The 25,760-nt window shown below is 60.3% G+C and carries 20 protein-coding genes and 1 tRNA gene; 13 read left to right on the top strand and 8 right to left on the bottom strand.

All coding sequences use genetic code 11. The annotated features are described in order from the left end of the window. Nucleotides 1-76 precede the first annotated feature (76 nt). The 3 genes from zwf to pgi are packed head-to-tail and all read left to right on the top strand — an operon-like array spanning nt 77 to nt 3,802. Nucleotides 77-1,528 carry a glucose-6-phosphate dehydrogenase gene (gene zwf, locus ACS3QZ_RS04815; RefSeq protein WP_456036805.1) on the top strand — a complete coding sequence of 484 codons (1,452 nt, stop codon included), beginning with the start codon at nt 77-79 and terminating at the stop codon, nt 1,526-1,528. Continuing rightward, on the top strand, nt 1,507-2,196 hold the full coding sequence (gene pgl / locus ACS3QZ_RS04810) for a 6-phosphogluconolactonase (RefSeq protein ID WP_242654791.1): 690 nt from the start codon (nt 1,507-1,509) through the stop codon (nt 2,194-2,196). Before zwf ends, pgl begins: the two co-directional genes overlap by 22 nt. A 4-nt stretch (nt 2,197-2,200) precedes the next feature. Next, nucleotides 2,201-3,802 carry a glucose-6-phosphate isomerase gene (gene pgi, locus ACS3QZ_RS04805; RefSeq protein WP_456036804.1) on the top strand — a complete coding sequence of 534 codons (1,602 nt, stop codon included), beginning with the start codon at nt 2,201-2,203 and terminating at the stop codon, nt 3,800-3,802. 55 nt (nt 3,803-3,857) lie between these two features. Here the strand turns inward: pgi and ACS3QZ_RS04800 are convergent. Together ACS3QZ_RS04800 and ACS3QZ_RS04795 are read right to left on the bottom strand one after the other, a co-directional pair. Continuing rightward, nucleotides 3,858-3,931 (bottom strand) — tRNA-Gly (locus ACS3QZ_RS04800). Between the two features lie 255 nt (nt 3,932-4,186). After that, nucleotides 4,187-6,229 carry an ASKHA domain-containing protein gene (locus ACS3QZ_RS04795; RefSeq protein WP_456036803.1) on the bottom strand — a complete coding sequence of 681 codons (2,043 nt, stop codon included), beginning with the start codon at nt 6,227-6,229 and terminating at the stop codon, nt 4,187-4,189. Between the two features lie 240 nt (nt 6,230-6,469). Here ACS3QZ_RS04795 and guaB point away from each other — a divergent pair, with 240 nt between their 5' ends. The 3 genes from guaB to ACS3QZ_RS04780 all read left to right on the top strand — a co-directional run bounded on the left by guaB (nt 6,470) and on the right by ACS3QZ_RS04780 (nt 11,502). Continuing rightward, the gene (gene guaB / locus ACS3QZ_RS04790; RefSeq protein ID WP_456036802.1) at nt 6,470-7,918 is read left to right on the top strand and encodes an IMP dehydrogenase; all 1,449 of its coding nucleotides are present in this window, start codon (nt 6,470-6,472) and stop codon (nt 7,916-7,918) included. Continuing rightward, nucleotides 7,918-9,069 (top strand): RsmB/NOP family class I SAM-dependent RNA methyltransferase, encoded by a 1,152-nt coding sequence (locus ACS3QZ_RS04785; RefSeq protein ID WP_456036801.1) that lies wholly within the window; start codon nt 7,918-7,920, stop codon nt 9,067-9,069. The genes guaB and ACS3QZ_RS04785 overlap by 1 nt, the downstream gene beginning before the upstream one ends. Nucleotides 9,070-9,219: 150 nt before the next feature. Further along, on the top strand, nt 9,220-11,502 hold the full coding sequence (locus tag ACS3QZ_RS04780; RefSeq protein WP_456039307.1) for an ATP-binding protein: 2,283 nt from the start codon (nt 9,220-9,222) through the stop codon (nt 11,500-11,502). Here the strand turns inward: ACS3QZ_RS04780 and ACS3QZ_RS04775 are convergent. Continuing rightward, a complete protein-coding gene (locus ACS3QZ_RS04775) occupies nt 11,484-12,080 on the bottom strand; it encodes a sulfotransferase family 2 domain-containing protein (RefSeq protein ID WP_456036800.1) in 597 nt (198 codons plus the stop codon). The two genes, ACS3QZ_RS04780 and ACS3QZ_RS04775, sit on opposite strands and share 19 nt — an antisense overlap. 195 nt (nt 12,081-12,275) lie before the next feature. On the opposite strand from ACS3QZ_RS04775, the gene recA reads away from it, so the two are divergent. The 4 genes from recA (at nt 12,276) to ACS3QZ_RS04755 (ending at nt 16,968) form a co-directional block, all read left to right on the top strand. Further along, on the top strand, nt 12,276-13,355 hold the full coding sequence (gene recA / locus ACS3QZ_RS04770) for a recombinase RecA (protein WP_093094260.1): 1,080 nt from the start codon (nt 12,276-12,278) through the stop codon (nt 13,353-13,355). Nucleotides 13,356-13,388: 33 nt separating this feature from the next. Then, entirely contained in the window at nt 13,389-13,919 is a 531-nt protein-coding gene (locus tag ACS3QZ_RS04765) for a hypothetical protein (RefSeq protein WP_456039306.1), read from the top strand. Between the two features lie 99 nt (nt 13,920-14,018). Further along, a complete protein-coding gene (gene alaS, locus ACS3QZ_RS04760) occupies nt 14,019-16,676 on the top strand; it encodes an alanine--tRNA ligase (RefSeq protein ID WP_456036799.1) in 2,658 nt (885 codons plus the stop codon). Between the two features lie 4 nt (nt 16,677-16,680). After that, nucleotides 16,681-16,968, top strand: coding sequence for a DUF1330 domain-containing protein (locus ACS3QZ_RS04755; protein ID WP_456036798.1), 288 nt, complete (start codon nt 16,681-16,683; stop codon nt 16,966-16,968). Between the two features lie 65 nt (nt 16,969-17,033). Here the strand turns inward: ACS3QZ_RS04755 and ACS3QZ_RS04750 are convergent, their stop codons facing one another. Further along, a complete protein-coding gene (locus ACS3QZ_RS04750) occupies nt 17,034-18,086 on the bottom strand; it encodes a ligand-gated ion channel (protein ID WP_456036797.1) in 1,053 nt (350 codons plus the stop codon). 108 nt (nt 18,087-18,194) lie between these two features. Continuing rightward, a complete protein-coding gene (gene typA, locus ACS3QZ_RS04745) occupies nt 18,195-20,015 on the bottom strand; it encodes a translational GTPase TypA (protein WP_456036796.1) in 1,821 nt (606 codons plus the stop codon). Nucleotides 20,016-20,179: 164 nt separating this feature from the next. Here typA and ACS3QZ_RS04740 point away from each other — a divergent pair, with 164 nt between their 5' ends. Then, nucleotides 20,180-20,950, top strand: coding sequence for a class II glutamine amidotransferase (locus ACS3QZ_RS04740; RefSeq protein WP_456036795.1), 771 nt, complete (start codon nt 20,180-20,182; stop codon nt 20,948-20,950). Nucleotides 20,951-20,956: 6 nt separating this feature from the next. Here ACS3QZ_RS04740 and ACS3QZ_RS04735 read toward each other — a convergent pair whose 3' ends face one another. The 3 genes from ACS3QZ_RS04735 to ACS3QZ_RS04725 all read right to left on the bottom strand — a co-directional run bounded on the left by ACS3QZ_RS04735 (nt 20,957) and on the right by ACS3QZ_RS04725 (nt 23,199). After that, the gene (locus tag ACS3QZ_RS04735) at nt 20,957-21,286 is read right to left on the bottom strand and encodes a DMT family transporter (RefSeq protein WP_456036794.1); all 330 of its coding nucleotides are present in this window, start codon (nt 21,284-21,286) and stop codon (nt 20,957-20,959) included. A gap of 14 nt (nt 21,287-21,300) precedes the next feature. After that, nucleotides 21,301-21,921 carry a YitT family protein gene (locus ACS3QZ_RS04730; protein WP_456036793.1) on the bottom strand — a complete coding sequence of 207 codons (621 nt, stop codon included), beginning with the start codon at nt 21,919-21,921 and terminating at the stop codon, nt 21,301-21,303. A gap of 63 nt (nt 21,922-21,984) precedes the next feature. Continuing rightward, a complete protein-coding gene (locus ACS3QZ_RS04725) occupies nt 21,985-23,199 on the bottom strand; it encodes an NADP-dependent isocitrate dehydrogenase (protein ID WP_456036792.1) in 1,215 nt (404 codons plus the stop codon). A gap of 184 nt (nt 23,200-23,383) precedes the next feature. On the opposite strand from ACS3QZ_RS04725, the gene ACS3QZ_RS04720 reads away from it, so the two are divergent. After that, nucleotides 23,384-25,219, top strand: coding sequence for a glycerophosphodiester phosphodiesterase family protein (locus tag ACS3QZ_RS04720; protein WP_456036791.1), 1,836 nt, complete (start codon nt 23,384-23,386; stop codon nt 25,217-25,219). After that, on the top strand, nt 25,206-25,757 hold the full coding sequence (locus ACS3QZ_RS04715) for a hypothetical protein (RefSeq protein WP_456036790.1): 552 nt from the start codon (nt 25,206-25,208) through the stop codon (nt 25,755-25,757). The genes ACS3QZ_RS04720 and ACS3QZ_RS04715 overlap by 14 nt, the downstream gene beginning before the upstream one ends. Nucleotides 25,758-25,760 lie beyond the last annotated feature (3 nt).

The raw sequence follows: 25,760 nt of genomic DNA, 5'->3' as shown, positions 1-25,760 counted from the left end.
TAAGATCGACATGATAGAGCGTTCGTTAGCGCTAACGAAATCTGCTCCAATCGGGGCCGCAAAATAGGGCGGGGCAATGGCATCGCGTATCATCCCGGTCGACACGTTCGATCTGGTCGTGTTTGGAGGCACGGGCGACCTTGCCCAGCGCAAGATCCTTCCGGCCTTGTTCAAGCGCTTTTGCGCCGGGCAGATGCCCCGGGGGTCGCGCCTGATCGGCGCTGCACGCACCGAGATGGACGCGGCGGCTTATTGTGAATTCGTACGCGGGGCATTGTCAGAGTTTGGAGGAGAGGCTGCGCTCGACAGATCGGCGGTCGATGCGTTCTGCGAAAAACTGACCTATGTTGCGATAGATGCCCGGGGGGATCAGGGTTGGGACACGCTGTCGGACATGATGGTGCCCAACCGGGTGTGTGCTTTTTACTATTCCGTTGGGCCGAGCCTGTTTTCGGATTTGTCGCAACGGCTGCACCGGCATGGGTTGGTCAATGCCAATACCCGGATCGTGGTCGAGAAACCCTTTGGTCACGATCTGGATTCGGCACGGGCGCTCAACCGCGAGCTGTCGCAGCATTTCGAGGAAAGCCAAATCTACCGGATCGACCATTACCTTGGCAAGGAAACCGTGCAAAACCTGATGGTTGTGCGGTTTGGCAACATGCTTTTCGAACCGCTCTGGAATGCGCAGTATATCGACCATGTCCAGATCACCGTGGCCGAAACCGTTGGGGTGCGCGGGCGTGGCGAATATTATGAAAACGCTGGCGCCATGCGGGACATGATGCAAAACCACCTGATGCAGCTGTTGTGCCTGACGGCGATGGAGCCGCCCTCGATGTTCGAGCCGGACGCGGTGCGCGACGAGAAACTCAAGGTGATCCGCGCGCTTGACGTGGTACAGCCGCACCATATCGTACGTGGTCAGTACACGGCAGCGGACGGGCATTCCAGCTATCGCGAGGACGTGGATAACCCGCGGTCGAAAACCGAGAGTTTCATCGCGTTGAAATGCCATCTGAACAATTGGCGATGGGCAGGAACGCCGTTTTACCTTCGTACCGGAAAAAGGTTAAAGGAGCGTGACAGCGAAATCACGGTGGTGTTCAAGGATACGCCGCATTCGATTTTTGGCCCCGAGGCCGGGCGCCATCGAAACGAGTTGACCATTCAGTTGCAGCCCGACGAAGGCATCACCCTTGGGGTGACGATCAAGGAACCGGGGCCAGGGGGAATGCGGTTGATCGACGTGCCGCTGGACATGAGTTTTGCCGAAGCGCTGGGACCGGATGCGGATTCTCCGGATGCTTATGAGCGGCTGATCATGGACGTGATCCGGGGCAACCAGACCCTGTTCATGCGCAACGATGAGGTCGAGGCGGCCTGGGCCTGGACGGATCCGATCATTCGCGGCTGGGAAGCGCGTGGCGACGCCCCCAAGCCATATGATTCATTTTCCGCCGGACCGGACGATGCAGCCATGTTGATGCGACGGGACGGGCGCGAATGGAGAGGTATGAAGCATTGATCTTCAAGGAATATCCCGATTTCGACATGCTGGTTATGGATGTGGCCAGCGCGCTTGCCAACGATCTGAGCGAAGCACTGCATCACGAGGACAGGGTCCTGTTCGCGGTACCCGGCGGAACGACGCCGGGTCCGGTATTCGATGCGCTGAGCGTGGCGGATCTGGATTGGGAGAGGGTGGATATTTGCCCGACGGATGAGCGATGGGTGCCGGAAATCAATCCGCGATCCAATGCCCGGTTGATCAAGGAGCGATTGCTGGTCAATCGCGCGATGGCGGCACGGTTCCTGCCGCTTTATGCATCAGCCCTGCAGCCCGAAGACGTGTTGGCGGAGCTGGAGGCCATGATTGCCCCAAAGCTGCCCCTTGCGGTGGCGCTCTTGGGAATGGGTGCGGACATGCACACGGCGTCTTTGTTTCCCAAGGCACAGGGGCTTGAAAAAGCTTTGTCCGAGAATGCACCGATCCTCGTGCCGGTGCGGCGCGAGGACCTGCCTGAGACGCGCGTAACTCTGTCCGCGCGTGTGCTCGACGGGGCGATGCGCAAACACCTGTTGATTCAAGGCGAGGACAAGCGCATTGCGCTTGAAAAGGCGCGCAAGTTGCGGGCCAAGGAGGCGCCGATACAATCCGTTCTGGATGGTGCAAATGTTCACTGGACGGTGTGATACCATGTGGAAAGCATTTGAGGATCTGCGTGCTGGTGCTGTGGAAACAAAGATAAGCGACCTGTTTGGACTCAATCCGAACCGAGCGGCGGATTTCACTGTGTGTTCTGATGGTCTTTGGTTCGACTATTCAAAAACCACGATTGACGGGCCCGCGCGGGCGAGTTTGATCGCCTTAGCGCAAGAGGCGGGTGTTGCGGCGTGTCGGGATGCCATGTTCCGTGGTGAAAGGATCAACAAAACCGAAGACCGTGCAGTGTTGCACACAGCGCTGCGCCGACGGGATGATGAACCGGTCCTTGTCGACGGTGTGGATGTGTTGACCGAGGTCGCGGAGACCCGCGCGCGAATGGCCACGTTTTGCCGCGCCGTGCGGGATGGGAGCTTTCCCGGTCACGGCACGCGCATCACCGACGTTGTCAATATCGGCATCGGGGGGTCCGACCTTGGCCCGCTGATGGCCGTGATGGCGCTTGCGCCGTATCATGACGGGCCGCGTTGCCATTTCATTTCGAATGTAGATGGGGCCGACCTGACGGATACGCTTGCACCGCTGGACCCCGAAACGACGCTGTTCATCGTGGCATCCAAGACGTTCACCACGCAGGAAACCATGCTGAACGCCCGATCGGCGCTGCAATGGGCCGGTGGGGACAAGGCATTGAAGCGGTTTGTCGCCATCTCCACGGCGGTCGACAAGTGTCAGGAGTTCGGCATTCCCGAAGAGCGGGTTTTCGGATTTGGCGATTGGGTCGGTGGGCGGTTTTCGGTTTGGGGACCGATCGGGTTGTCATTGATGCTGGCCATTGGTCCCGCCGCCTTTGAAGGGTTTCTCGACGGCGGAGAGGCGATGGACCAGCATTTCCAAACCGCGCCATTCGCAGAGAATATGCCGGTTCTGCTGGCGCTTGTCGGATTGTGGAACCAACAGGTTTGCGGGTATCCCACGCGTGCAGTTTTGCCTTATGAACAAAGGCTTGCGCGGCTTCCAGCCTATCTGCAGCAGCTCGAGATGGAGTCCAACGGCAAGCGTGTCGCCATGAATGGCGAGACTCTTCCGGATGTTGCCGGACCGATTGTCTGGGGCGAACCTGGCACCAACGGGCAACACGCCTTTTATCAGCTCATTCATCAGGGCCAGCAGGTGGTGCCGTGCGAATTCCTTGTCGGCGCGCAGGGGCATGAACCTGCATTGGCCGAACATCACCGCGCGCTTGTCGCCAATTGCCTTGCCCAGTCCGAGGCGCTTCTGAAGGGGCGCAGCGAAGCGGAAGCCCGCGCGCAGTTGGTTGCGCAGGGCGTGACGGGACCGGAGGTTGAGAGGTTGGCCAAACACAAGGTCTTTCCGGGCAACCGCCCGTCGACAACCTTGGTCTATCCCAAGCTAAACCCTTATGTTCTTGGGCAAATCATCGCCTTGTATGAGCATCGCGTGTTTGTTGAAGGGGTGATCTACGGGATCAATTCCTTTGACCAGTGGGGGGTGGAACTGGGCAAGGAGCTGGCCGGGGGGCTTGTTCCGGCAATGGCGGGAATGGCACCTCCGGAAGGGACCAGTGCGTCAACGCGTGCTCTTCTGGCGCATGTTCTGAGCTTTGTGCATTGAGCCATGACCAAACCGCACGCGGTCGGTGACGTGGTGATCCGAATTTGGGGAGGGTTGGAGCGGGTGAAGGGAATCGAACCCTCGTATGCAGCTTGGGAAGCTGCCGTTCTACCATTGAACTACACCCGCAGCGACGCTTTAGGTAAATGAGGCGCGCGCGGGGGTCAAGCGGGGAAAATACACGCTTTCCCGATTTGGGTGCGAATCGAAGGTTAACACTCTGGAAAAAGGGGAAAATGGCGGCTCGGTATCGCGTCGGTTTCACGTCGGTATCGGATCGGTGAAATCCCGGCGTTACCGTGGCGCGCGGTAGAAGAAGGCGGCGTCAACGCTTGTGCGTGAGGCCGCCTGTTTGTCACCCTGATCTGGTCGTGGTGGCGCGTGTCAGCCACGCCGACGGCGTCGACGTCCGCCTCCTGCGGCCTCGCCGCTGCCACCGGTGTTGAAGCTCGGTTCGGGCAGGCTCACGACGCTGCGCAGCACGGGGTAGGGTTCAACCGCGTTGGGCATGGCCGAGGCATTCACAAAATGCTCCTGGAAGCGCGGCTCGACGGCGGTTTCGACTTTTTCGATCTTGCGCACGAGGGTTTCGATTTGCGTGCGCGCCGCGCGGTTCAGAAGCGCGATACGCGCGCCGGTTCCGGCGGCGTTGCCTGCGGACGTGACCTTGTCGAGCGGGCAATCGGGGATCATGCCCAGAACCATCGCGTGCTTGGCAGAGATATGTGCGCCGAACGCACCGGCCAGCACCACGCGATCCACGGTATCAACACCGCGCTTGTCCATCAGCAGGCGCGCGCCCGAATAGAGCGCGGCCTTGGCCATCTGGATCGCACGAATGTCGCCATTGGTGATGGTGATGGGGCCGTGATCGGCGTCACCATCCCACAGACGATAGGAATGCGTGCGCCCGTCCGCGAAACAGCGCGGGGTGCCGGTTTGCTCGGCCGAACCGATCAAGCCGCTGGCGTCGACAATCCCTGCCATGCGCATTTCTGCGATGACCTCGATAATGCCCGAACCGCAAATCCCGGTCACACCCGTGGCGCCGATGGCGGCGTCAAACCCGTCTTCGTCTGACCAGAGGTCGACGCCAATGATACGGAACCGGGGTTCCTTGGTCACGGGGTCGATTTCCACGCGCTCGATGGCGCCGGGGGCGGCGCGCTGTCCGGCGCTGATCTGCGCACCTTCAAAGGCAGGGCCGGTGGGCGAGGAACAGGCCTGAACCCCGTTGCGGTCGCCCAGAAGGATTTCCGCGTTGGTGCCGACATCGACCACGAGGACAAGGTCTTCGGACCTGTCGGGCGCCTCGGAGAGCGCGACGCCCGCAGCATCGGCACCGACATGGCCCGCGATACAGGGCAGGATATAGGCGCGGGTGCCCGGTGCGATGTCGAGACCAATCTCTGTGGCGTTCAGCGACAGCGCATCAGAGGTGGCCAGCGCGAAGGGCGCCTGACCGAGTTCGAACGGGTCGATGCCAAGGAAGAGGTGATGCATGACCGGGTTCATGACAAAGACCGCGTCGAGGATCTGCGATTTGTCGGCCCCGGCCTCGGACGCGATGTCGGTGACAAGCTGGTTGAGACCGGCGCGCACGGCCTCGGTCATCTCAAGATCGCCGCCCTTGTTCATCATCGCATAGGAGACCCGGCTCATCAGGTCTTCGCCAAATCGGATTTGGGGGTTCATCAGGCCGGAAGAGGCGACGACTTCGCCGGTGGAGAGGTTGCAGAGGTGCCCCGCAATGGTGGTCGAACCAAGATCCACGGCCAGACCGTAAACCGGGCCGTCGAAATAGCCGGGCCAGAGCGCGATCACGCGCGGGGTGGCCCCGTCGCGGGCGCGGTGAATGGCGGCGGTCACAGTCCAGTTGCCCTTGCGCAGGATCGGCTGCAGCGGCCGCAGGAGATGGGTGTCGAGTTCTATATGGGTCTCGCCCGTGGCGACCTGCAGCGCCTGCAGCAGGCGTTCAAGGTCGCCCGAGGGTTTGTGCATGTCCGGTTCGACGACTTCGACATAGGTCAGGTGCACGGTTGGATCGAGGGTGATGTCGCGCGCTTCGGCGCGTTTGCGCACCACTTGTTTGTGGACCTGGCTTTCGGGGGGGACGTCGATCACGACATTGCCTTGAACCGTCGCCTGACAGCCCAGGCGCCGCCCCTTGGGCAGGCCGCGTTTTTGGTCATAGCGTTCTTCCACGGCGTTCCATTCGGAAAGCGCGTTGTCATGTACCGTCACGCCATGCTTGGGAAACTCGCCATAAGACGGGGTGATCTGGCATTTGGAGCAGATGCCACGGCCACCACAGACCGAGTCCAGATCGACGCCAAGCTGACGGGCGGCGGTGAGGATCGGGGTGCCAACCGGGAAATGCCCACGCTTGCCCGAAGGCGTGAAGATCACGAGGGGATCACTGCTCATGGAACGGTCCTTGGATATGTGGTTTCTGTTCGCGTGTTTCGACCATATCTGGCGTGGAGGCAGGGGAAAGGCAAGGCGCGGCACAGTTTGCTCTGTAAGCGGCATCAATCGTGCCAATCCCACAATTTTGGGCCCGGATGCCCCCCATGCGCGCAGGCAAGGGGCGATTTAGGGGTTTTCCACAGGGCACGCCCATGTAATAGGGAGGCGTCAAACGAGGTTCCCCCAAGGAGATGTGTGATGGAGATTCGTGAGGCGCTTACTTTCGATGATGTTCTGCTTGTTCCAGCTGCGTCGGCGGTGTTGCCGTCAACGGCGGATACGCGCACTCATGTGACAAAATCCATCGCATTGAATATCCCGCTTCTGAGCTCGGCGATGGACACCGTCACCGAGAGCCGCATGGCGATTGCCATGGCACAGGCCGGGGGCATGGGCGTGATCCACAAGAACCTTGATGTCGAGGCACAGGCCCGCGAAGTGCGCCGGGTGAAACGGTTTGAATCGGGCATCGTCTACAACCCCGTCACGCTGCGTGCGGATCAGACGCTGGCCGACGCCAAGGCGCTGATCGAGCGGTACAACTTCACGGGCTTCCCGGTGGTGGATGACAAGGGCCATGTGGTTGGCATCGTGACCAACCGCGACATGCGCTTTGCCAGCTCGGATGACACGCCCGTGCATGCGATGATGACGAGCAATGATCTGGCGATGCTGGCGGAACCGGCGGACCTTGAGGAAGCCAAGAGCCTGATGCGGGCGCGCCGGATCGAAAAGCTGCTGGTGCATAACGGCAAGGGCAAGCTGACCGGGCTTCTGACGCTCAAGGATACGGAACAAGCCGTGCTGAACCCGACCGCCTGCAAGGACGATCTGGGCCGACTGCGGGTGGCGGCGGCAAGCTCGGTTGGGGATTCCGGCTTTGAACGCTCTGAAGCATTGATCGATGCGGGCGTGGATATCGTGGTGGTCGACACCGCGCATGGCCATTCCGAAGGCGTGATCGAAGCCGTAAAACGGATCAAGGCGCAATCGAACCAAGTGCAGGTCATCGCGGGCAACGTGGCCACCAGCGAAGCCACCCGCGCGCTGATTGATGCAGGGGCCGATGCGGTCAAGGTGGGGATCGGGCCGGGCTCGATCTGTACGACGCGCATGGTGGCCGGTGTCGGCGTGCCGCAGCTTACCGCAATCAGCGATTGCGCCAAGGCGGCCGGGGATGTGCCGGTGATTGCCGATGGCGGGATCAAGTTCTCGGGTGACTTTGCCAAGGCGATTGCAGCCGGAGCAAGCTGTGCCATGGTTGGCTCGATGATCGCGGGTACGGATGAAAGCCCGGGAGAAGTCATTCTGTATCAAGGGCGTAGCTTCAAGAGCTACCGTGGCATGGGCTCGCTTGGGGCGATGGCACGCGGTTCGGCGGATCGCTATTTCCAGAAGGACGCGGCCAGCGACAAGCTCGTGCCGGAAGGCATCGAGGGACAGGTGCCCTACAAGGGCCCGGCAGGCACGGTGATTCATCAGCTGGTGGGCGGTTTGCGCGCTGCAATGGGGTATACAGGGAACGCCACGGTCGCGGACATGCGCAGTAATTGCCAGTTCGTCAAGATCACGGGGGCGGGGCTCAAGGAAAGCCACGTGCATGACGTTCAGATCACCCGCGAGAGCCCGAACTACCGGATCGGCTGATGACACCGGCGGCGCGGGTTCAGACGGCGATTGAGCTTCTGGACGACATTCTGGCAGGGACACCGGCGGAAAAGGCGCTTACGGGCTGGGCGCGGCGAAGCCGGTTTGCCGGGTCGAAGGACCGCGCGGCGGTGCGCGATCATGTCTTTGACGCGCTGCGCCGCCGCAACACTGCGGCAGCGCGGGGCGGCAGCCTGACGGGGCGCGGGCTGATGATCGGGGTCCTGCGTCAGGATGGCGTGGACATCCCGACGGTTTTTACCGGTCAGACCTATGCTCCTGCCACGCTGAGCGATGGCGAAGTGTCTGATAATGATGGTGAAAATCCCGCAGATGTGCCGGAGTGGATTCTGCCTTTCATGAGTTCTGGCCTTGGACCGTCGTTTGAGACCAGTCTTGACCATTTGCGTATGCGCGCGCCGGTGGCGCTTCGGGTGAACCTGCGCAAAGGAAGCGTAGAGTCGGCTCGGCAAAAACTGCAGAGCGAGGGCATCGAGACGCGAGAAAGCGACCTCGCAGCAACGGCCCTGATCGTGGAAAGCGGCGCGCGCAAGGTCGCGCAGAGCGCCGCCTACCGCGACGGTCTTGTGGAATTGCAGGATGCGTCGAGCCAGGCGGCCGTTGCCGCGCTTCCGCTCGAAGATGATATGCGCGTTCTGGACTATTGCGCCGGGGGCGGGGGCAAAGTTCTGGCCATGGCCGGACGGACAAAGGCGCGGTTTTTCGCCCATGATGCTGATCCCGGGCGTATGCGCGATCTGCCTGCACGCGCGGACCGGGCAGGCGTGGCGGTGACGCAAATCAAGTCGCCCGCAGGGCAGGCCCCCTATGATCTTGTACTATGTGACGTGCCCTGTTCGGGCAGCGGAACATGGCGCCGCACGCCGGACGCGAAATGGCGGTTTCAACCGGCGGACCTGGACCGACTTGCCGGTATCCAGGCCGGTATTCTGCACACGGCGTCTGAAATGGTCGCCAAGGGAGGCGTGCTTGCCTATGCCACCTGTTCGGTGCTGCCACAGGAAAACAGGGATCAGATCGAGGATTTCCTGAGCAGACATGAAGGTTGGCGCTGTAAGACGCAAACCCAATTGCCGGTCAGCCGGGATGGCGACGGGTTCTACTTTGCAGTGTTGACGCGAAATTCCTAACCCACTATTCAACCCGTAGTAGTTCTTCATGTTGTTAAGCTGCTGTTAAGCAACCTTTGCGACGCTGCGCTGCAAACAAGGTTGTACAAGGACACGGGTTCACAGGTGTCTCGATCAGTTTCAGAACAGGTGATCGGCGCCACGGATGGGATGTGGCGCATTTCCGGCGCGTTGATCGCGACCGGTCTTGGGGCGCTGGCCATGGCCGCGATCCTGGGGCAGGGTTCTGTGCGCGATGTGTTCCTTCTTGTGGGCAGTGTGCTTGGCTTTCTACTAATGGGGACCACCGGTGCACGTGGATGGGCACGATGGCGCAGGGCGCGCGACGTCGCATCGTTTCGTACGATGATGCTGCACGACCCCGAAGCGCGCTGGCTTAGTACCGCATCGGGGGACATTCTTTACGCAAACCCAAAGGCCATCACCCTTTTCGGCGCGTTGCCGGATGTGCCCAATATGCGCCTGTTGTTCGATCACCTGCTTGTCGGTCGCGGTGATGTGGTGTCCGACTTGCTTCAAGACAGTTGTTCACATGAGTTTACAGAGCAGAAATTTAGTCTTCAAAACAATATTCTACGGGTAACTGTTTACCCGATTGAACGCTCTTTGTTTTGCTGGTCGATGACGACAGAGAAACTTCGGAGCGATCATGGCGGTGAAGGCGAACTGGCTCAGGTGCCAGCGTTGAGCGTGAAAGCCACCGGCGACATCCTGTTCATGAATACGGCGGCACGGGCGCTTCTGGGTGAGGAAAAGACGCATGTCTCGCAGGTGCTGAGCGACGCGGCACTCGATCAGGCGGATACGCGGACGGTCATGACGGCTGGCGGAGAAAGGCAATGTCTGGTCGGGGCATTCGATCAGGCCGAGGGGCGGCGCTCCATCTATCTTCTGCCCACCGAAGTGCCGACCGTGCAAAAAGGCGTGATCCAGTTCGATGAATTGCCGGTGGCCTTGCTCAAGGTGCGCAGGGACGGGCGGGTTGAGATGGCCAACCGAGCCGCGCGCCGCTTGATCCATATGGAAATAGATTCGGAGACCAACGTTGGCGATCTAATGGAGGGTTTGGGGCGGTCGATCCGGGATTGGCTGAACGAAGCCGCGGCCGGGTACGGATCGAATCATTCGGAATTCCTTCGGTTGAAGCGGGGAGACCGGGAAGTTTTTGTGCAGGTGGGCCTGAATCGTGTTGTTGAGGGTGATACCAGTTCGCTGATTGCGGTGCTCAGCGACGCGACCGAACTCAAGACCCTTGAAGCGCAGTTTGTACAAAGCCAGAAGATGCAGGCAATCGGCCAGCTGGCGGGCGGTGTGGCGCATGACTTCAACAATCTTTTGACTGCAATATCAGGGCATTGCGACCTTCTGTTGCTGCGACATGATCAGGGTGATCCCGATTTTGGAGATCTCGTGCAGATCAACCAGAACGCCAATCGCGCGGCGGCCTTGGTGGGACAGCTTCTGGCATTCTCGCGCAAACAAAATCTGCGGCCCGAGGTTCTCGACCTGCGCAATACACTGTCGGACCTGACGCATCTTCTCAACCGTTTGGTGGGGGAGCGGGTCAGTCTCATTCTCTCCAATGATCCGGAACTGCCCACGATCCGCGCTGACAAGCGGCAGCTCGAACAGGTGCTGATGAACCTCGTGGTGAACGCTCGCGATGCCATGCCTAGCGGTGGCGAAATTCGTATCCTGACCGAGAAACTTGTCCTGTCCATGCCGCTGGAACGGGATCGCGTGACGGTGCCCAAGGGGGAGTATGTCAGCGTCAGGGTTGCGGATGACGGAACAGGAATCGCGCCCGACAAGCTGCAGAAGGTGTTTGAACCCTTCTACACCACCAAGCGCACCGGTGAAGGCACGGGGCTGGGGCTCTCCACGGCCTATGGCATCGTGAAGCAGACGGGCGGGTATATCTTTGTCGATAGCACGATCGGGATCGGCACGACCTTTACGCTGTTGTTTCCCGTTCATGAATTCAGTGGTTCAGAAGTTGCGGCACCACCGGCCGAGCGCCCCGAACCCAACGCGTATTCGGCCCAGAAGGACGGCGTCGTTCTGTTGGTAGAAGACGAGGCACCTGTGCGCTCGTTTGCGTCGCGCGCCCTGCGGCTGCGAGGCTTTACCGTTCTGGAGGCCGGTTCCGGGGAGGAGGCACTGGAACTGCTCGAAAACGAGGCGCCGGTCGTTGATCTTTTTGTAACGGATGTGATCATGCCGGGGCTGGACGGTCCTGGCTGGGTGCGCAAGGCGCGCCGTGATTATCCGCAGACGCCGGTGATTTTTGTGTCGGGTTATGCTGAGGACAGCTTCTCAGATGATCAGTCACAGATCGAGAACTCGAGCTTTCTTCCAAAGCCGTTTTCCCTGTCCGATCTCACGAAAGCGGTTCAGGAGCAGGTGGGATTGGTTCAGGAGACGCTTTCATAAAGTTCGAACTCGCTCTGGAATTTGCGTCGGAAGCGTGCCTCGGTTTCGGGAGACAGGTCGAGATCGGCGCGTGGCGAGATATTGTGGCGTTCGATTTGCACAGGGTGGCCGAGCCGGTCTTCCAGAAAGGCCAGCAGTCGTGGTTGATTCTCATACCGGAAAAGGTGGTCTACGCGCAGTCCGTTGGGGCGCGGTTCAAGGAATTTAGATTGTCGGCCCACATTGGCATGGGGCGGTTGATCCCCCCGCATGTAGTCCTGAACAAATGTATCAAAGCTGATTCCGTGGGTGGAATTGGGCCGGCCTTTCATGAAATCACGCTGACGATAGCGATACCAGCTTGATAGCCAGCTGATCGGTTCGCGCACAACGGCCATGGTTTCAAGGTCGGTCGTGTTGCAGGCCCGTTCGAACATGGGGCGGAAAAACCGGTTGTATCGGTAGAGCGGCGCGTGCTTGAGCTCGGGCGGGTTGGACACCACGATGTCGGCGAATGGCGCGAGCGCCGCCTCAATTGCGGTTGTCCCGGTCTTGGGCACTGATAGAAACACCAGCTTTTTGTTCCAGAACACAAGCATTTGCACGGCCTCACACGCAGGTTTTGTCGTTTATTCTTGGGGTATAAACTACTCCTTAACACTTCGCGGCAAAAGCTGTTTGGGTAAAATTCTATTGAAATGTTCTCTTTTTGGTCTCATAAGGTTTGAGAACAAGAGGTGAACGCAGGCAATGATTGCCGCCCGTCGACGGGTGTGGAATAAGGAAGCAAGCAAATGGCAACGGCAGATCTATTAACGATGAGCAGCAAATCTTCCACGGACAAACAAAAGGCGCTGGACAGCGCACTGGCCCAGATCGAACGGCAGTTCGGCAAGGGGTCGATCATGAAACTGGGCGCGGACAATCCGATCCAGGAGATCGAGGCGACCTCGACCGGATCGCTGAGCCTTGACATCGCGCTGGGGATTGGCGGCCTGCCCAAGGGGCGGATCATCGAGATTTACGGGCCGGAAAGCTCGGGCAAGACCACGCTGACGTTGCACTGTATTGCCGAGGAGCAGAAGAAGGGCGGCGTTTGCGCCTTTGTCGACGCGGAGCACGCGCTGGACCCGCAATATGCCAAGCGGCTGGGTGTGAACCTTGACGAGCTGCTGATTTCGCAGCCCGACACCGGCGAACAGGCGCTTGAGATCACTGACACGCTGGTGCGGTCAGGGGCGGTGAACATGGTGGTGGTCGATTCGGTTGCCGCGCTGACCCCCAAATCGGAACTGGAAGGCGACATGGGCGACAGCAGTGTCGGCGTGCAGGCCCGGCTGATGAGCCAGGCCATGCGCAAGCTGACCGGGTCGATCGCACGCTCCAACTGCATGGTGATCTTCATCAACCAGATCCGCATGAAGATCGGCGTGATGTTCGGCTCACCGGAAACCACGACGGGGGGCAATGCGCTCAAGTTCTATAGCTCGGTGCGCCTTGATATTCGCCGGATCGGCTCGATCAAAGACCGGGACGAGATCGTGGGCAACCAGACCCGTGTCAAGGTGGTCAAGAACAAGGTGGCGCCGCCGTTCAAACAGGTCGAGTTCGACATCATGTATGGTGATGGCATTTCGAAGACCGGCGAGCTTCTGGATCTTGGTGTGAAGGCGGGTATCGTGGCCAAATCTGGATCTTGGTTCAGCTATGGGGATGAGCGGATCGGTCAGGGGCGAGAAAATGCCAAGACCTTCCTGAAGGAAAACAACCGAGTGGCGCTTGAGATCGAAGACAAGATCCGTGCGGCGCACGGTCTTGATTTCGACATGCCGCCGGGAAGCGCCGAGGATGACGACGCGCTTCTGGAAGGCTGACGGCCTGTGTCGCATGTGACGCTAGACGAATTGATGCGGGCATTGCCCGAGGTGATGGCCGCTCCGAAAGACGGGGCGGCCATTGACATGTTGTGTCTGCGCCCTGCACGGAACCAGCGCAGGTTCGTGGATGAAATGACCCTGACCCGTGCGGAGGGTATTCCGGGCGAACGCTGGAAATCCGAACCTTGGCTGCGCACAGACGACGGCGCGCCGCATCCCGGTATTCAGGTCTCGATCCTGCCACGTCGGGTGCTGGACCTTGTCTGGCGCGATCGGGAAAATGTTCTGCACCCTGGCGACACGTTTGTCGCGGATATGGACATGTCACTGGAGAACCTGCCCGTCGGACAGTTGCTCGACGTCGGGACGGCGGTGCTCCGGGTGTCGGACGTGTTCAATGACGGGTGCGTCAAGTGGAAGGCACGCTATGGCGCGGCGGCCAAGGACTGGATTACAGCGCCGGGGCACCCCGCGCTGCGCCTGCGTGGCATATTGTGCAGTATCGAGCAGGACGGGGTGATCCGGACGGGCGATATCCTGAAAAAGCGCGCGGCGGATTGAGCCAGCGGGACGCGCGCGCGCTTTGACATGTGGACAGGCGCGGGCAGGGGCATTAAACCCGCACGCACACGAATTCCTTCCGCGAGAGATCCCGAGAACATGCCCAGCCTGAACGACATCCGGTCGACCTTTCTGAACTACTTTGCCAAGCAGGGCCACGAGGTGGTGCAATCCTCTCCGCTCGTGCCGCGCAATGACCCGACGCTCATGTTCACCAACTCTGGCATGGTTCAGTTCAAGAACCTGTTTACCGGGGTCGAACACCGCGATTACAAGCGCGCCACGACCAGCCAGAAATGCGTGCGCGCCGGGGGCAAGCATAACGACCTCGACAACGTGGGTTACACGGCGCGCCACCACACGTTTTTCGAGATGCTCGGCAACTTTTCCTTTGGTGACTACTTCAAGGATGACGCGATCCCCTTTGCGTGGGAATTGATCACCAAGGATTTCGGCATCGACAAGAGCCGCCTTTACACGACGGTCTATCACACCGACGACGAAGCCTTTGAAATCTGGAAGAAAGTGGGTGTTCCCGAGGACCGGATCATCCGGATCGCGACGTCGGACAATTTCTGGCAGATGGGGCCGACAGGTCCGTGCGGGCCGTGCACCGAGATCTTCTATGACCATGGCGATCACATCTGGGGCGGCCCTCCGGGCAGCCCGGAAGAGGATGGCGACCGATTCATCGAGATCTGGAACATCGTTTTCATGCAGAACGAGCAGTTCGAGGACGGCTCGATGCGCGCGTTGGACATGCAGTCGATCGACACGGGCATGGGGCTCGAACGGATTGGCGCGCTGTTGCAAGGGTCGCATGACAACTATGACACCGACCTGTTCAAGTCGCTGATCGAGGCGTCTGCCAATGCGACGTCGACTGATCCTTATGGCGATCAGAACGTGCATCACCGCGTCATTGCCGACCACCTGCGTTCGACCTCGTTCCTGATTGCGGACGGGGTAATGCCGTCCAATGACGGGCGCGGCTATGTTTTGCGCCGGATCATGCGCCGCGCCATGCGTCACGCGCATCTTCTGGGCGCAAAGGATCCGGTCATGCACCGGCTGGTGCCGTCGCTGGTCAGCCAGATGGGCGCAGCCTATCCCGAGCTTGGACAGGCGCAGGCGTTGATCGAGGAAACACTGCGGCTCGAAGAGACCCGGTTCAAGCAGACGCTGGATCGGGGGCTGAAACTGCTGGACGACGAATTGGCGGGTCTTGAAGAAGGCGCGCCGCTGGCCGGGGAAGCCGCGTTCAAGCTTTACGACACTTACGGGTTCCCGCTGGATCTCACGCAGGACGCGCTGCGCGAGAAGGGGCGCGAGGTGGACACCGACGGGTTCGACGCGGCCATGGCCGAACAGAAAGCCAAGGCGCGTGCCGCATGGGCGGGTTCCGGCGAAGCGGCGGACAGCACGATCTGGTTCGACATTGCCGAACACAAGGGCACCACGGATTTCCTCGGCTATGACACCGAAACCGCCGAAGGGCAGGTTGTTGCCCTGGTCAAGGACGGCGCCGAAGTGGACAAGGCCGTGAAAGGTGACACGGTGCAGATTGTTCTGAACCAATCGCCGTTCTATGCCGAAAGCGGCGGCCAGGTCGGGGATACCGGGACGGTGAAAATCGAAGGCGGTCTGGCCAAGGTTACGGATACGCGCAAGGCGGCCGGAGTATTCATTCACATTGCCGAGGTTGTGGAAGGTGAGATCGTAGTGGGTGCGGGGGCTGTTCTCGAGGTGGATCATGCGCGCCGCACGGCCATTCGGGCCAACCATTCGGCCACGCACCTGTTGCACGAAGCGCTGCGCGAAACGCTTGGTGACCACGTGGCACAGCGCGGGTCGCTCAATGCGGATGACCGCCTGCGGTTTGACTTCAGTCATGCCAAGGCGTTGACGGCGGAAGAACTGCACAAGGTCGGCACCGACGTGAATGCCTATATCCGCCAGAATGCACCGGTGGAAACCCGGATCATGACCCCGGATGATGCGCGTGAGATCGGGGCGCAGGCCCTGTTTGGTGAAAAATACGGCGACGAAGTACGTGTGGTGTCGATGGGCCGTGCCGATACCGGCAAGGGGCTGGATGGGATGACCTATTCGATCGAGCTTTGCGGCGGCACGCATGTCAAACAGACCGGTGATATCGGGGTGTTTGTGCTCTTGGGCGACAGCGCGTCGTCGGCCGGTGTGCGCCGGATCGAAGCGCTGACCGGTGCGGCGGCCTTCGAGCATCTTGAGCGCGAAGCGCGCCGGATGGGCGAAGTGGCCGGGGCGCTCAAGGCACAGCCCGACGACGTTCTGGACCGCTTGAAGGCGCTGATGGATGAACGCAAGGCGCTGCAGAACGAAGTAGCGCAGCTGCGGCGCGAACTGGCGATGGCCGGGGGTGCCGGGCAGGGTGCTGCACCCGAGGACAAGCAGATCGCGGGCATCAAGTTCTTTGCGCAGGTTCTGTCGGGGGTGACGGGCAAAGACCTGCCGCCTCTGATCGACGAGCACAAGGCGCGCATGGAAAGCGGTGCGGTGTTGCTGATTGCCGATGCAGGTGACAAGGTGGCCGTCGCTGCCGGGGTGACGCAGGATCTCACCGGGGCGGTTTCGGCTGTTGACCTGGTGCGCGCCGCAGTCGAGGCCCTTGGTGGAAAGGGCGGCGGTGGTCGCCCGGACATGGCGCAGGGTGGCGCCAAGGATGCAAGCAATGCCGAGGCCGCTGTCGCAGCCGCCGAGGCCGTGATCGGAGGATAAGGATATGGGTGCACTCTGGATTGCCCACGTGACCGTGACGGATGACGAAGCCTATGGCAAATACGCAGCCCTTGCGGGGCCGGCGATTGCCAAGCATGGCGGCAAGTTCATCGCGCGCGGTGGCCGTTTCGTGCAGCTTGAGGGAAAGGAACGCCCCCGCAATGTCGTGGCGACCTTCCCGGATGTCGATACGGCGGTGGCCTGCTATCACAGCGCGGAATACCAGGAGGCGCTGAACCACGCGCGCGGGGCATCCGAGCGTGAGTTGATGGTGGTGGAAACCACTGAATAAGCTTGAACAAACACAGCTTCAGGGGCCGTGGGGTAATCTCTCGCGGCCCCTTTTTTTTGTGGCGTTCAGATCAGATAGAACCGGACCGCCCAGAACAGGAACCCGAGATACATCAGCGGATAGACCCAGACGATCAGCGAAAGGTCGATCCTGCGGGCGAGCGACTCCCGCCCCATAAGCTTGAGGCGGCGCAGTGCGATGTTCACGAGCACCATGGACCCGGTGATGATGAACATGCCGACCAGCAACATATCCATGAAAGTCAGGTAGCCAAGTTTTGGCAGGGTGGTCGAGATTGCAAAGTTGAAGGCCACGAACACAAGCAGATTGGCATTCGCCATGTCGATGCGCCGCCGGTACTCCTCGAGAAAGAAAGTCGCCCAGGACACGAACAGAATGATCATGAGCGGCAGCATGAAGCGCAACAGGTAGTATTGAACGTGGCGCTTGGCTTGAAAGGAAAGCTGCACCTGAGAGGTTTCCTGACCGGTTAGTCCCTCGACAATGGTGGCGGAAATGCGCGGGCTGTGCATGATCCATTCTTCTTCGCCAAGAAGATCGCCCAGCCCGGAGAGATCCTCCAAAGGATGATACTCAACATATCTCAGCGGGAAGACCGAAGAAACTTCTATAAAAAACTTCTGACTATCAAAGGGATATTTCTTGAAGTTAAAGTACGGCGCCTGAAAAGTGGCAGAGAAGCGTTCGACAAAGGTCACTTCGCCCGCATCGTTGACGACCAGTTGCGATTGCTGGACAAAGCGCCGTCCTTGCTGATTGCGGATCAGGAATATCGGCACGAGCGCTTTGCGTTCATGCGCATAGGCGCGAAAATCGTCGACATTGAAGCTGCGCAGGGAATAACCGTGCTCGGTCGCATCAAAAGCGAGTGCGGGATCCGTGTAGCGCATGACGAGCGTGCCAACGGCGCCAAAGTTTTCGGCTTGTTGGTCGACAAAGGTGATCTGGTCAACCTTGATCGCGACATCAACGTCAAGCTTGCCTACGGTCTGAACTTCGATCCCGGTATCAATGCTGCCGAGACCTTCGGCTTGGGCGCGATGGAACAGGCCGCCAACAAGGCAGAGGACAAGGAAAAGCAGGGGCAGAAGTCGCATCGGCAGATCATTTGGCAGCAATCAATTGGCCGCAGCTTCAACCAGAACCGCTTTTCAAACAACCCGTCATGCAAAAGAAAAGGCCACCGAGACGGTGGCCTTTGAGGTTTATTGGGCAGATTTGGCCATGCGTTTGCGCTCGTGCGGGTCGAGATAGCGTTTGCGCAGGCGCACCGCGTTGGGTGTCACTTCGACCAGCTCGTCGTCGTTGATATAGGCAATTGCCTCTTCAAGGCTCAGCGTCATCGGCGTGGTCAGGCGCACCGCTTCGTCGGTGCCGCTGGCGCGCACGTTGGTCAGCTTCTTGCCTTTCAGCGGGTTCACTTCGAGGTCGTTGTCGCGACTGTGTTCGCCGATGATCATGCCCGTATAGACCGGGGCCTGCGCGCCGATCATCATCTTGCCGCGATCTTCGAGGTTCCACAGCGCATAGGCCACGGCCTCGCCGTTTTCCATCGAAATCAGAACACCCGCGCGACGGCCCGGAATGGGGCCCTTGTAAGGGGTCCAGCCGTGGAACACGCGGTTCAGCACCCCGGTGCCACGCGTGTCGGTGAGGAATTCGCCGTGATAGCCGATCAGGCCGCGCGACGGCACGTGGGCAATGATGCGGGTTTTGCCGGCGCCAGCAGGGCGCATCTCGACCAGTTCGCCTTTGCGTGAGCCGGTCAGTTTTTCGATCACGGCGCCGGAATATTCGTCATCCACGTCGATCGTGGCCTCTTCGACCGGCTCCATGCGCTGGCCGTTTTCTTCGCGCATGATGACCTGCGGGCGTGAGATCGACAGCTCAAAACCTTCGCGTCGCATGTTTTCAATCAGAACACCCATCTGGAGTTCGCCGCGGCCCGAAACTTCGAAGGCTTCGCCGCCGGGGGTGTCGGCAATCTTGATCGCGACGTTGGACTCGGCCTCTTTCATGAGACGATCACGGATCACGCGCGATTGCACCTTTTTGCCGTCGCGGCCTGCGAGCGGGCTGTCATTGATGCCGAAGGTCACGGTGATGGTGGGCGGATCGATCGGCTGCGCCTCGAGCGGTTCGTCCACGGCGAGGGCACAGATCGTGTCGGCCACGGTGGCCTTGGACATGCCGGCAATCGAGACGATGTCGCCGGCCTGCGCCTCTTCGATGTCCTGCTGGGCAAGGCCACGGAACGCTTGAATTTTCGTCACACGGAACTGCTCGATCTTCTGGCCGATACGGGAAATCGCCTGCACGGTTGCCCCAACCTTGAGCTTGCCGCTTTCGACACGGCCGGTGAGGATGCGGCCCACGAAGGGGTCAGCGCCCAGCGTGGTGGCCAGCATGCGGAAATCTTCGTCCTGATGGGCGACCTGTTTGGGGGCCGGGACGTGGTTCACGATCAGGTTGAAGAGCGCATGCAGATCCTTGCGCGGTCCGTCGAGTTCGGCATCGGCCCAGCCGTTGCGGCCCGAGGCGTACATGTGCGGGAAGTCCAGCTGATCTTCGTCGGCGTCAAGCGAGGCAAAAAGGTCAAAGCATTCATCCAGCGCGCGATCGGGTTCGGCGTCGGGCTTGTCGACTTTGTTCAGTACCACGATCGGGCGCAGGCCCAGCGCCAGCGCCTTGGAGGTCACGAACTTGGTTTGCGGCATCGGGCCTTCGGCGGCGTCCACCAGCAGAACCACGCCATCGACCATCGACAGGATGCGCTCGACCTCGCCGCCAAAATCGGCGTGACCGGGCGTGTCCACGATGTTGATGCGGGTGCCTTTCCATTCGACCGAGGTCGGCTTGGCAAAAATGGTGATGCCGCGCTCACGTTCGAGGTCGTTGGAGTCCATGGCGCGTTCGGCCACGTCCTGATTTTCGCGGAATGCGCCGGACTGTTTCAGCAGCTCGTCCACAAGGGTGGTCTTGCCGTGGTCAACGTGCGCGATGATCGCAATGTTACGAAGGTCCATGAGGTATCTCTTTTCCTGTTCGCGCCCGCCCTATACGGGGTTGCGCAAAAAGGCCAGAGGTGAATGCGCCCGCCCGCGCGGAAATCCGCATCAGGGCGAATTCGCCCCTTGCAAGCCTGCGAAACTTGGCGCTTTGCTGCGCGAAACAATGTGAGGGACGTACCATGTGCCGCTGGGCCGCCTATCTTGGCAAACCGATCTTTCTGGAAGAGGTCATCACCAAGCCCGAGCATTCTCTGGTCATCCAGAGCCAGGATGCAACCAAGGCCAAGACCGCGATCAATGCCGACGGGTTCGGTATCGCGTGGTATGGCGAGCGCGCGGAGCCGGGTTTGTATCGCGATATCTATCCGGCCTGGTCCGATCCGAACCTGCGGGCGCTGGCGCACCAGGTCCGTTCAGGGCTGTTCCTTGCGCATGTGCGGGCCTCGACCGGCACCGCGACCAGCCGCAACAATTGCCATCCGTTCACCTGTGGCAAATGGAGCTTCATGCACAACGGCCAGATTGGTGGCTTTGAAGGGTTCCGCAAAAAGGCCGATATGGCGATCCCCGACGCGCTTTATGCCCATCGCAAGGGCGCGACCGACAGCGAAGTTCTTTTCCTGTTGATGCTGGGGCAGGGGATGGAGGATCCGGCAGCCGCGCTTGCCGCCTCGGTACGTCAATTGCGCGGCCTGTCCGAAACATATGGCGCGACGCCCCATATGCGGCTTTCCTCGGCCTTTTCAGATGGCACATCGCTCTGGGCTGCGCGCTATTCGTCGGACGAGATCGCCCCGTCTGTGTTCTATCGCTGGAGCGAGAGCCGGGCAGGGTGGGCGGTGGTGTCCGAACCGCTGGAGACCAGCGAAGGCGGCTGGAGCGAGCTTGCGGCGGGCACGGTTGCACGCTTCACGCAGGATGGTGTTGAGGTGATGCCCTTCGAACCTTGAGGGGGGTTAGTGAACAGCCGATTTTGAAAAGAGGTGGATGATCAGGATGCCTCCAAGGATCAACGCCATCCCGACGATCGCGGGCCAATCGAGCCTTTGCCCGAAGACCACGAAACCAATGGCCGCGATCAGCACGATGCCAAGGCCGGACCAGATTGCATAGGTGATTCCGACGGGCAGGTAGCGCAGCACAATGGCCATGAAAAAGAAGGATGCGGCATAGGCGGTCACGACGATCATCGACGGGACAAGGCGCGAGAATTGCTGACTGGCTTGCAGTGCAGAGGTGCCGATGGTTTCGAAAAAGACGGCAATGAGCAGGTAGAAATAAGCCATGAACAGGGGTCTCCTCAGCGCGCTATGTACCGGTCGCGGCGGTGGTTGGTGGCGACCATGACATTGGTCACAGCCGCACCGATAAGGGAATAGACCACCATGCGCCCGTCAAAAAGCGACCACGCAAGGCCAAAGACGCAGAGATCGAAGCCGAGCTGGACCCACCCGGCCTTGATCCCGCGCGCATCCTGAAGCCAGACGGCGACGATCCCGACACCGCCAAGTGTTGCGCCATGCCGGAACAGCACGATCAGCCCGGCGCCCGACGTGATCCCAGCCAGAATCGCGGCGGCCCCGACATGCAGGTCGGCAAAACGCATTACTTGCGGCAAGAGATAGGTCCACGCGGTCATCAACCCGACGGCGGCAAAGGTTTTGAGCGTAAACGCCCAGCCCATGCGCAGTAGGGCGACGGCGTAAAACGGCAGGTTCAACAGGAAGAACACCAGACCAAAGGCAAATCCCCCGGCATAGGCGATGGTCAGCGACAACCCGGCAATCTGCCCGGTGATGAGCCCGCCGCCCTGCAGGAACTGCACGCTGAGCGCCATCAGCAACGTGCCGACGACGATGCCTTGGGCATCTTCGAGAAAGCTGTGCCTGTCTGTGGTGGAGGGTTCGAGAAAACTGACCATGGGAGGGAAGTGTCAGAGGCGCCCGGAAATGTCCAGACGCCCCGAAACATCGCGCGACGGGTCCTAACCTGCGAGGGCCTTGTTCAGGTTCTCGTCGATCTTTTCGAGGAAGCCCATGGTGGTCAGCCAGCCCTGATCCGGGCCAACCAGCAAGGCGAGGTCCTTGGTCATCGAGCCGCTTTCCACGGTATCCACGATGACCTTTTCCAGCGTCTCGGCAAAGTTTGCCAGCGCCGCGTTATCGTCGAGCTTGGCGCGGTGTTTCAGCCCGCCGGTCCAAGCATAGATCGAGGCGATCGAGTTGGTCGAGGTCGCTTCGCCCGCCTGGTGCTGGCGGTAATGGCGGGTGACGGTTCCGTGCGCGGCCTCGGCCTCGACGATCTTGCCGTCCGGCGTCATCAGTTGGGAGGTCATGAGACCCAGAGAGCCAAAGCCCTGCGCCACGGTGTCCGACTGCACGTCTCCGTCATAGTTCTTGCAGGCCCAAACAAATTTCCCGTTCCACTTCATCGCGCAGGCGACCATGTCGTCGATCAGACGGTGTTCGTACCAGATGCCCTTGGCCTTGAATTGGTCCTCGAACTCTTCCTCGTAGACCTTCTGAAACAGGTCCTTGAACCGCCCGTCATAGGCCTTGAGGATGGTGTTCTTGGTCGAGAGGTACACCGGCCAGCCAAGATTCAGGCCGTAGTTGAACGAGGCGCGGGCAAAGTCGAGGATGGAGCTGTCGAGGTTGTACATCGCCTGGTAGACGCCCGCGGACGGCGCGTCATAGACTTCGCGCTCTATCACGGTACCGTCTTCACCTTCGAATTTCATGGTCAGCTTGCCAGCGCCGGGGAAGGTGAAATCCGTGGCCTTGTATTGATCACCGAAGGCATGACGGCCCACGACGATGGGGCTGGTCCAGCCCGGAACAAGCCGGGGCACGTTGCGGCAGATGATCGGTTGACGGAACACCACGCCACCAAGAATGTTGCGGATCGTGCCATTGGGGCTGCGCCACATTTTCTTGAGACCGAATTCTTCAACGCGGGCCTCGTCGGGTGTGATCGTGGCACATTTCACGGCAACGCCGACTTCTTTGGTTTTTTCGGCGGCATCAATCGTGATCTGGTCTTCGGTGCGGTCGCGTTCCTCGATCCCGAGATCGTAATACAGCAGGTCGATATCGAGATAGGGCAGGATCAATTTGTCCTTGATGAACTGCCACATGATACGGGTCATTTCATCACCGTCCATCTCGACGATGGGGTTCATTACCTTGATCTTGGTCATGGGGTGTCTCCTGACATCCGAGTCGTTTGCACGGGCCGCTTCTAGCGCAGATCGGGGGCTATGAGAAGAGTGTGTATGCAATGGTATACAATTATTCCCGCTTTTGAATGTCACGTCCCGTGTTGGGAGTTGACGCCAGCGCGCCCAGCCCCTAGTCTGGCCCCATTGGAACAGGAGATTGCGCGTGACTGAGAGTATTCGAGAGGTTCTGGCCGCATTTGGCACTGCATGGCAGCTGAGATGGCGGCTTTTGGCGGTGCATGTGGCCTTTAACGCGGTGCTGGCCGTCATTCTGGTTCCACTGATGGCCCTAACCGTGCGTTTAGCACTTTGGTTTGCGGGGCAGCCCGCATTGTCGGATTTCGACATCGCCTTTTTCCTGCTGTCCCCGGTCGGTTTCCTGTGTTTCCTGATCATCGCCGGGTTGGCGGTGTTCATATATGTGCTTGACGTGGCCTGCATGATGGCGCTGGCAGGACGGTCCCGGAACGCGGGCCGGGTGAGCGGGCTTGACGGTCTTTGGGAGATCCTGCCACAGGCGCCCCGGTTGATTGATCTTGGGGCGCGGCTGACTTTGCGGGTGCTGGTCCTCTGCCTGCCTTTTGTCGTGGTGGCGGGCGGGCTCTACCTTTTGTGGCTGACCGAGTATGACATCAACTACTACCTGAGCAACAAACCCCCGGAATTCATGCGGGCGGTGGTCGTGATCGGGGCCGTGCTCGCGGTTATGGCGCTGGTGTTGCTGCGTGCTCTGATCGGTTGGGCGCTGATCCTGCCGCTGGTCCTGTTCGACGGTGTCAGACCCCGCGAGGCTTTTGCAAAAAGCCGCCAGTTCATGCGGGGAAAATCTTTCACTTTGCTGCGCAATATATTGATTTGGAGTGCAATTTCGTTTGTGGGCAGCGCTGTGCTCCTAGGAGTTGTCGGCGGGGTTGCGGACGTGGTCCTTCCCTTGGTCGGGGACAGTCTGCGCCGTATTGCGGCGGTTCTGCTGGTATTCGGCGGGCTTGGGGCGCTGGTGAACCTTCTGGTCGTCACGCTGACCACCGGTGCGTTGGCGGTGATCCTGATGGCGCTGGCGAACTGGCCGGAACGATCAGACCGGTCGGAGGCGACACTGCCGCGCGGATTGCTTGTCGGAACGCTGGTGGCGGTTGCCGCGGCGGCTGTGTTCAGCGTTCTGGGGCTGATTGATCTGGCGCGGGTCAAGGCCGATCCAAACGTCCAGATCATCGCGCATCGGGGCGCGGCGGGAAGTCGGCCGGAGAACACCATGGTGGCCTTTGAAAAGGCAATCGAGGACGGCACGGACTGGATCGAACTGGATGTGCAGGAATCTGCGGAAGGCGAGGTTATCGTCGTGCACGACGGCGATTTCATGAAGATCGCCGGGGTCAACCTCAAGGCGTGGGATGCGACCGCCGCCGATCTGGCGGACATCGACATCGGCGGCTGGTTCGACCCGGCCTACGCCGATCAGCGTACGCCGCTTTTGCGTGACGCTCTGACATTGGCCAAAGGCAAGGCGGGCGTGGTGATCGAGCTGAAGTACTACGGTCATGACGAGAAGCTTGAAGAGCGCGTCGCGGGCATCGTGGAAGAGTTGGAGATGCAGGACCAGGTGCGGATCATGTCGCTGAAATACGCGGCGATCCAGAAGATGCGCGCCTTGCGCCCGGATTGGAACATGGGGCTCTTGGCGACCGCGTCGCTGGGGCGGATGTGGGAGTTGGACGTCGATTTCCTTGCCGTTAATCAGGCGGCGGCGTCGCACCGCATGGTGCGCGAGACCCGCAAGGCAGGCAAGGAACTGTTCGTGTGGACCGTCAATGATGCCTTGTCGATGTCACATATGGTGTCTTTGGGGGTGAGCGGGTTGATCACGGATGAACCGGCGCTGGCGCGGCAAGTGCTGACCGAGCGGCGGGACCTCAACACCATCGAACGAATGATCATCGGGCTGGCCGGGTCCATCGGGCTTGATGTGGAAAACCGGAGCTATCGCGATGAATCGCCTTAAATGCGTTTCGCTTCTGTTGATCATGGGTGGCTCTTCGGTTGGCGCAGAGGAGGTCCAACTTGGGCCGACCGCGCGTCTGGAAGTGTGGCGGCATGCGCGTCTGGAAGCCACGCGCACCGCCCCTGACGCGGTTTTGGCGCCTTTCACGACGGACGGATGTTCCGGCGGGATGTCGTCGGCATGGACCACGGTCGCGCGCCTGTTTCCGGAATTTGCCGAAGCGCATGAAAACCAACCCCCTTGGGAAGAGTGCTGTGTGATCCATGACCGCGCCTATCATCTCGGAGGGGTGTCGAGTGCACCTGAGGACAGTTATTTCGCCCGGCTGGCGGCGGATGAGGCGCTTGAAGCCTGCGTTGTCGCAACAGCCAACAGGCGCGGCGACGATCTGAAGACGCTTTATGACCTGTCTGATGCGCAGGTCACCACCGCCTATGAGCTCATCGGCAAGGCCATGTTCGATGCGGTTCGCGTTGGCGGCGCGCCCTGTTCGGGACTGTCATGGCGCTGGGGCTATGGCTGGCCGCAATGTTGGTAACTA

The sequence above is a fragment of the Shimia sp. W99 genome, assembly GCF_053851455.3.
This window is presented reverse-complemented; position numbering and strand designations above follow the sequence as displayed.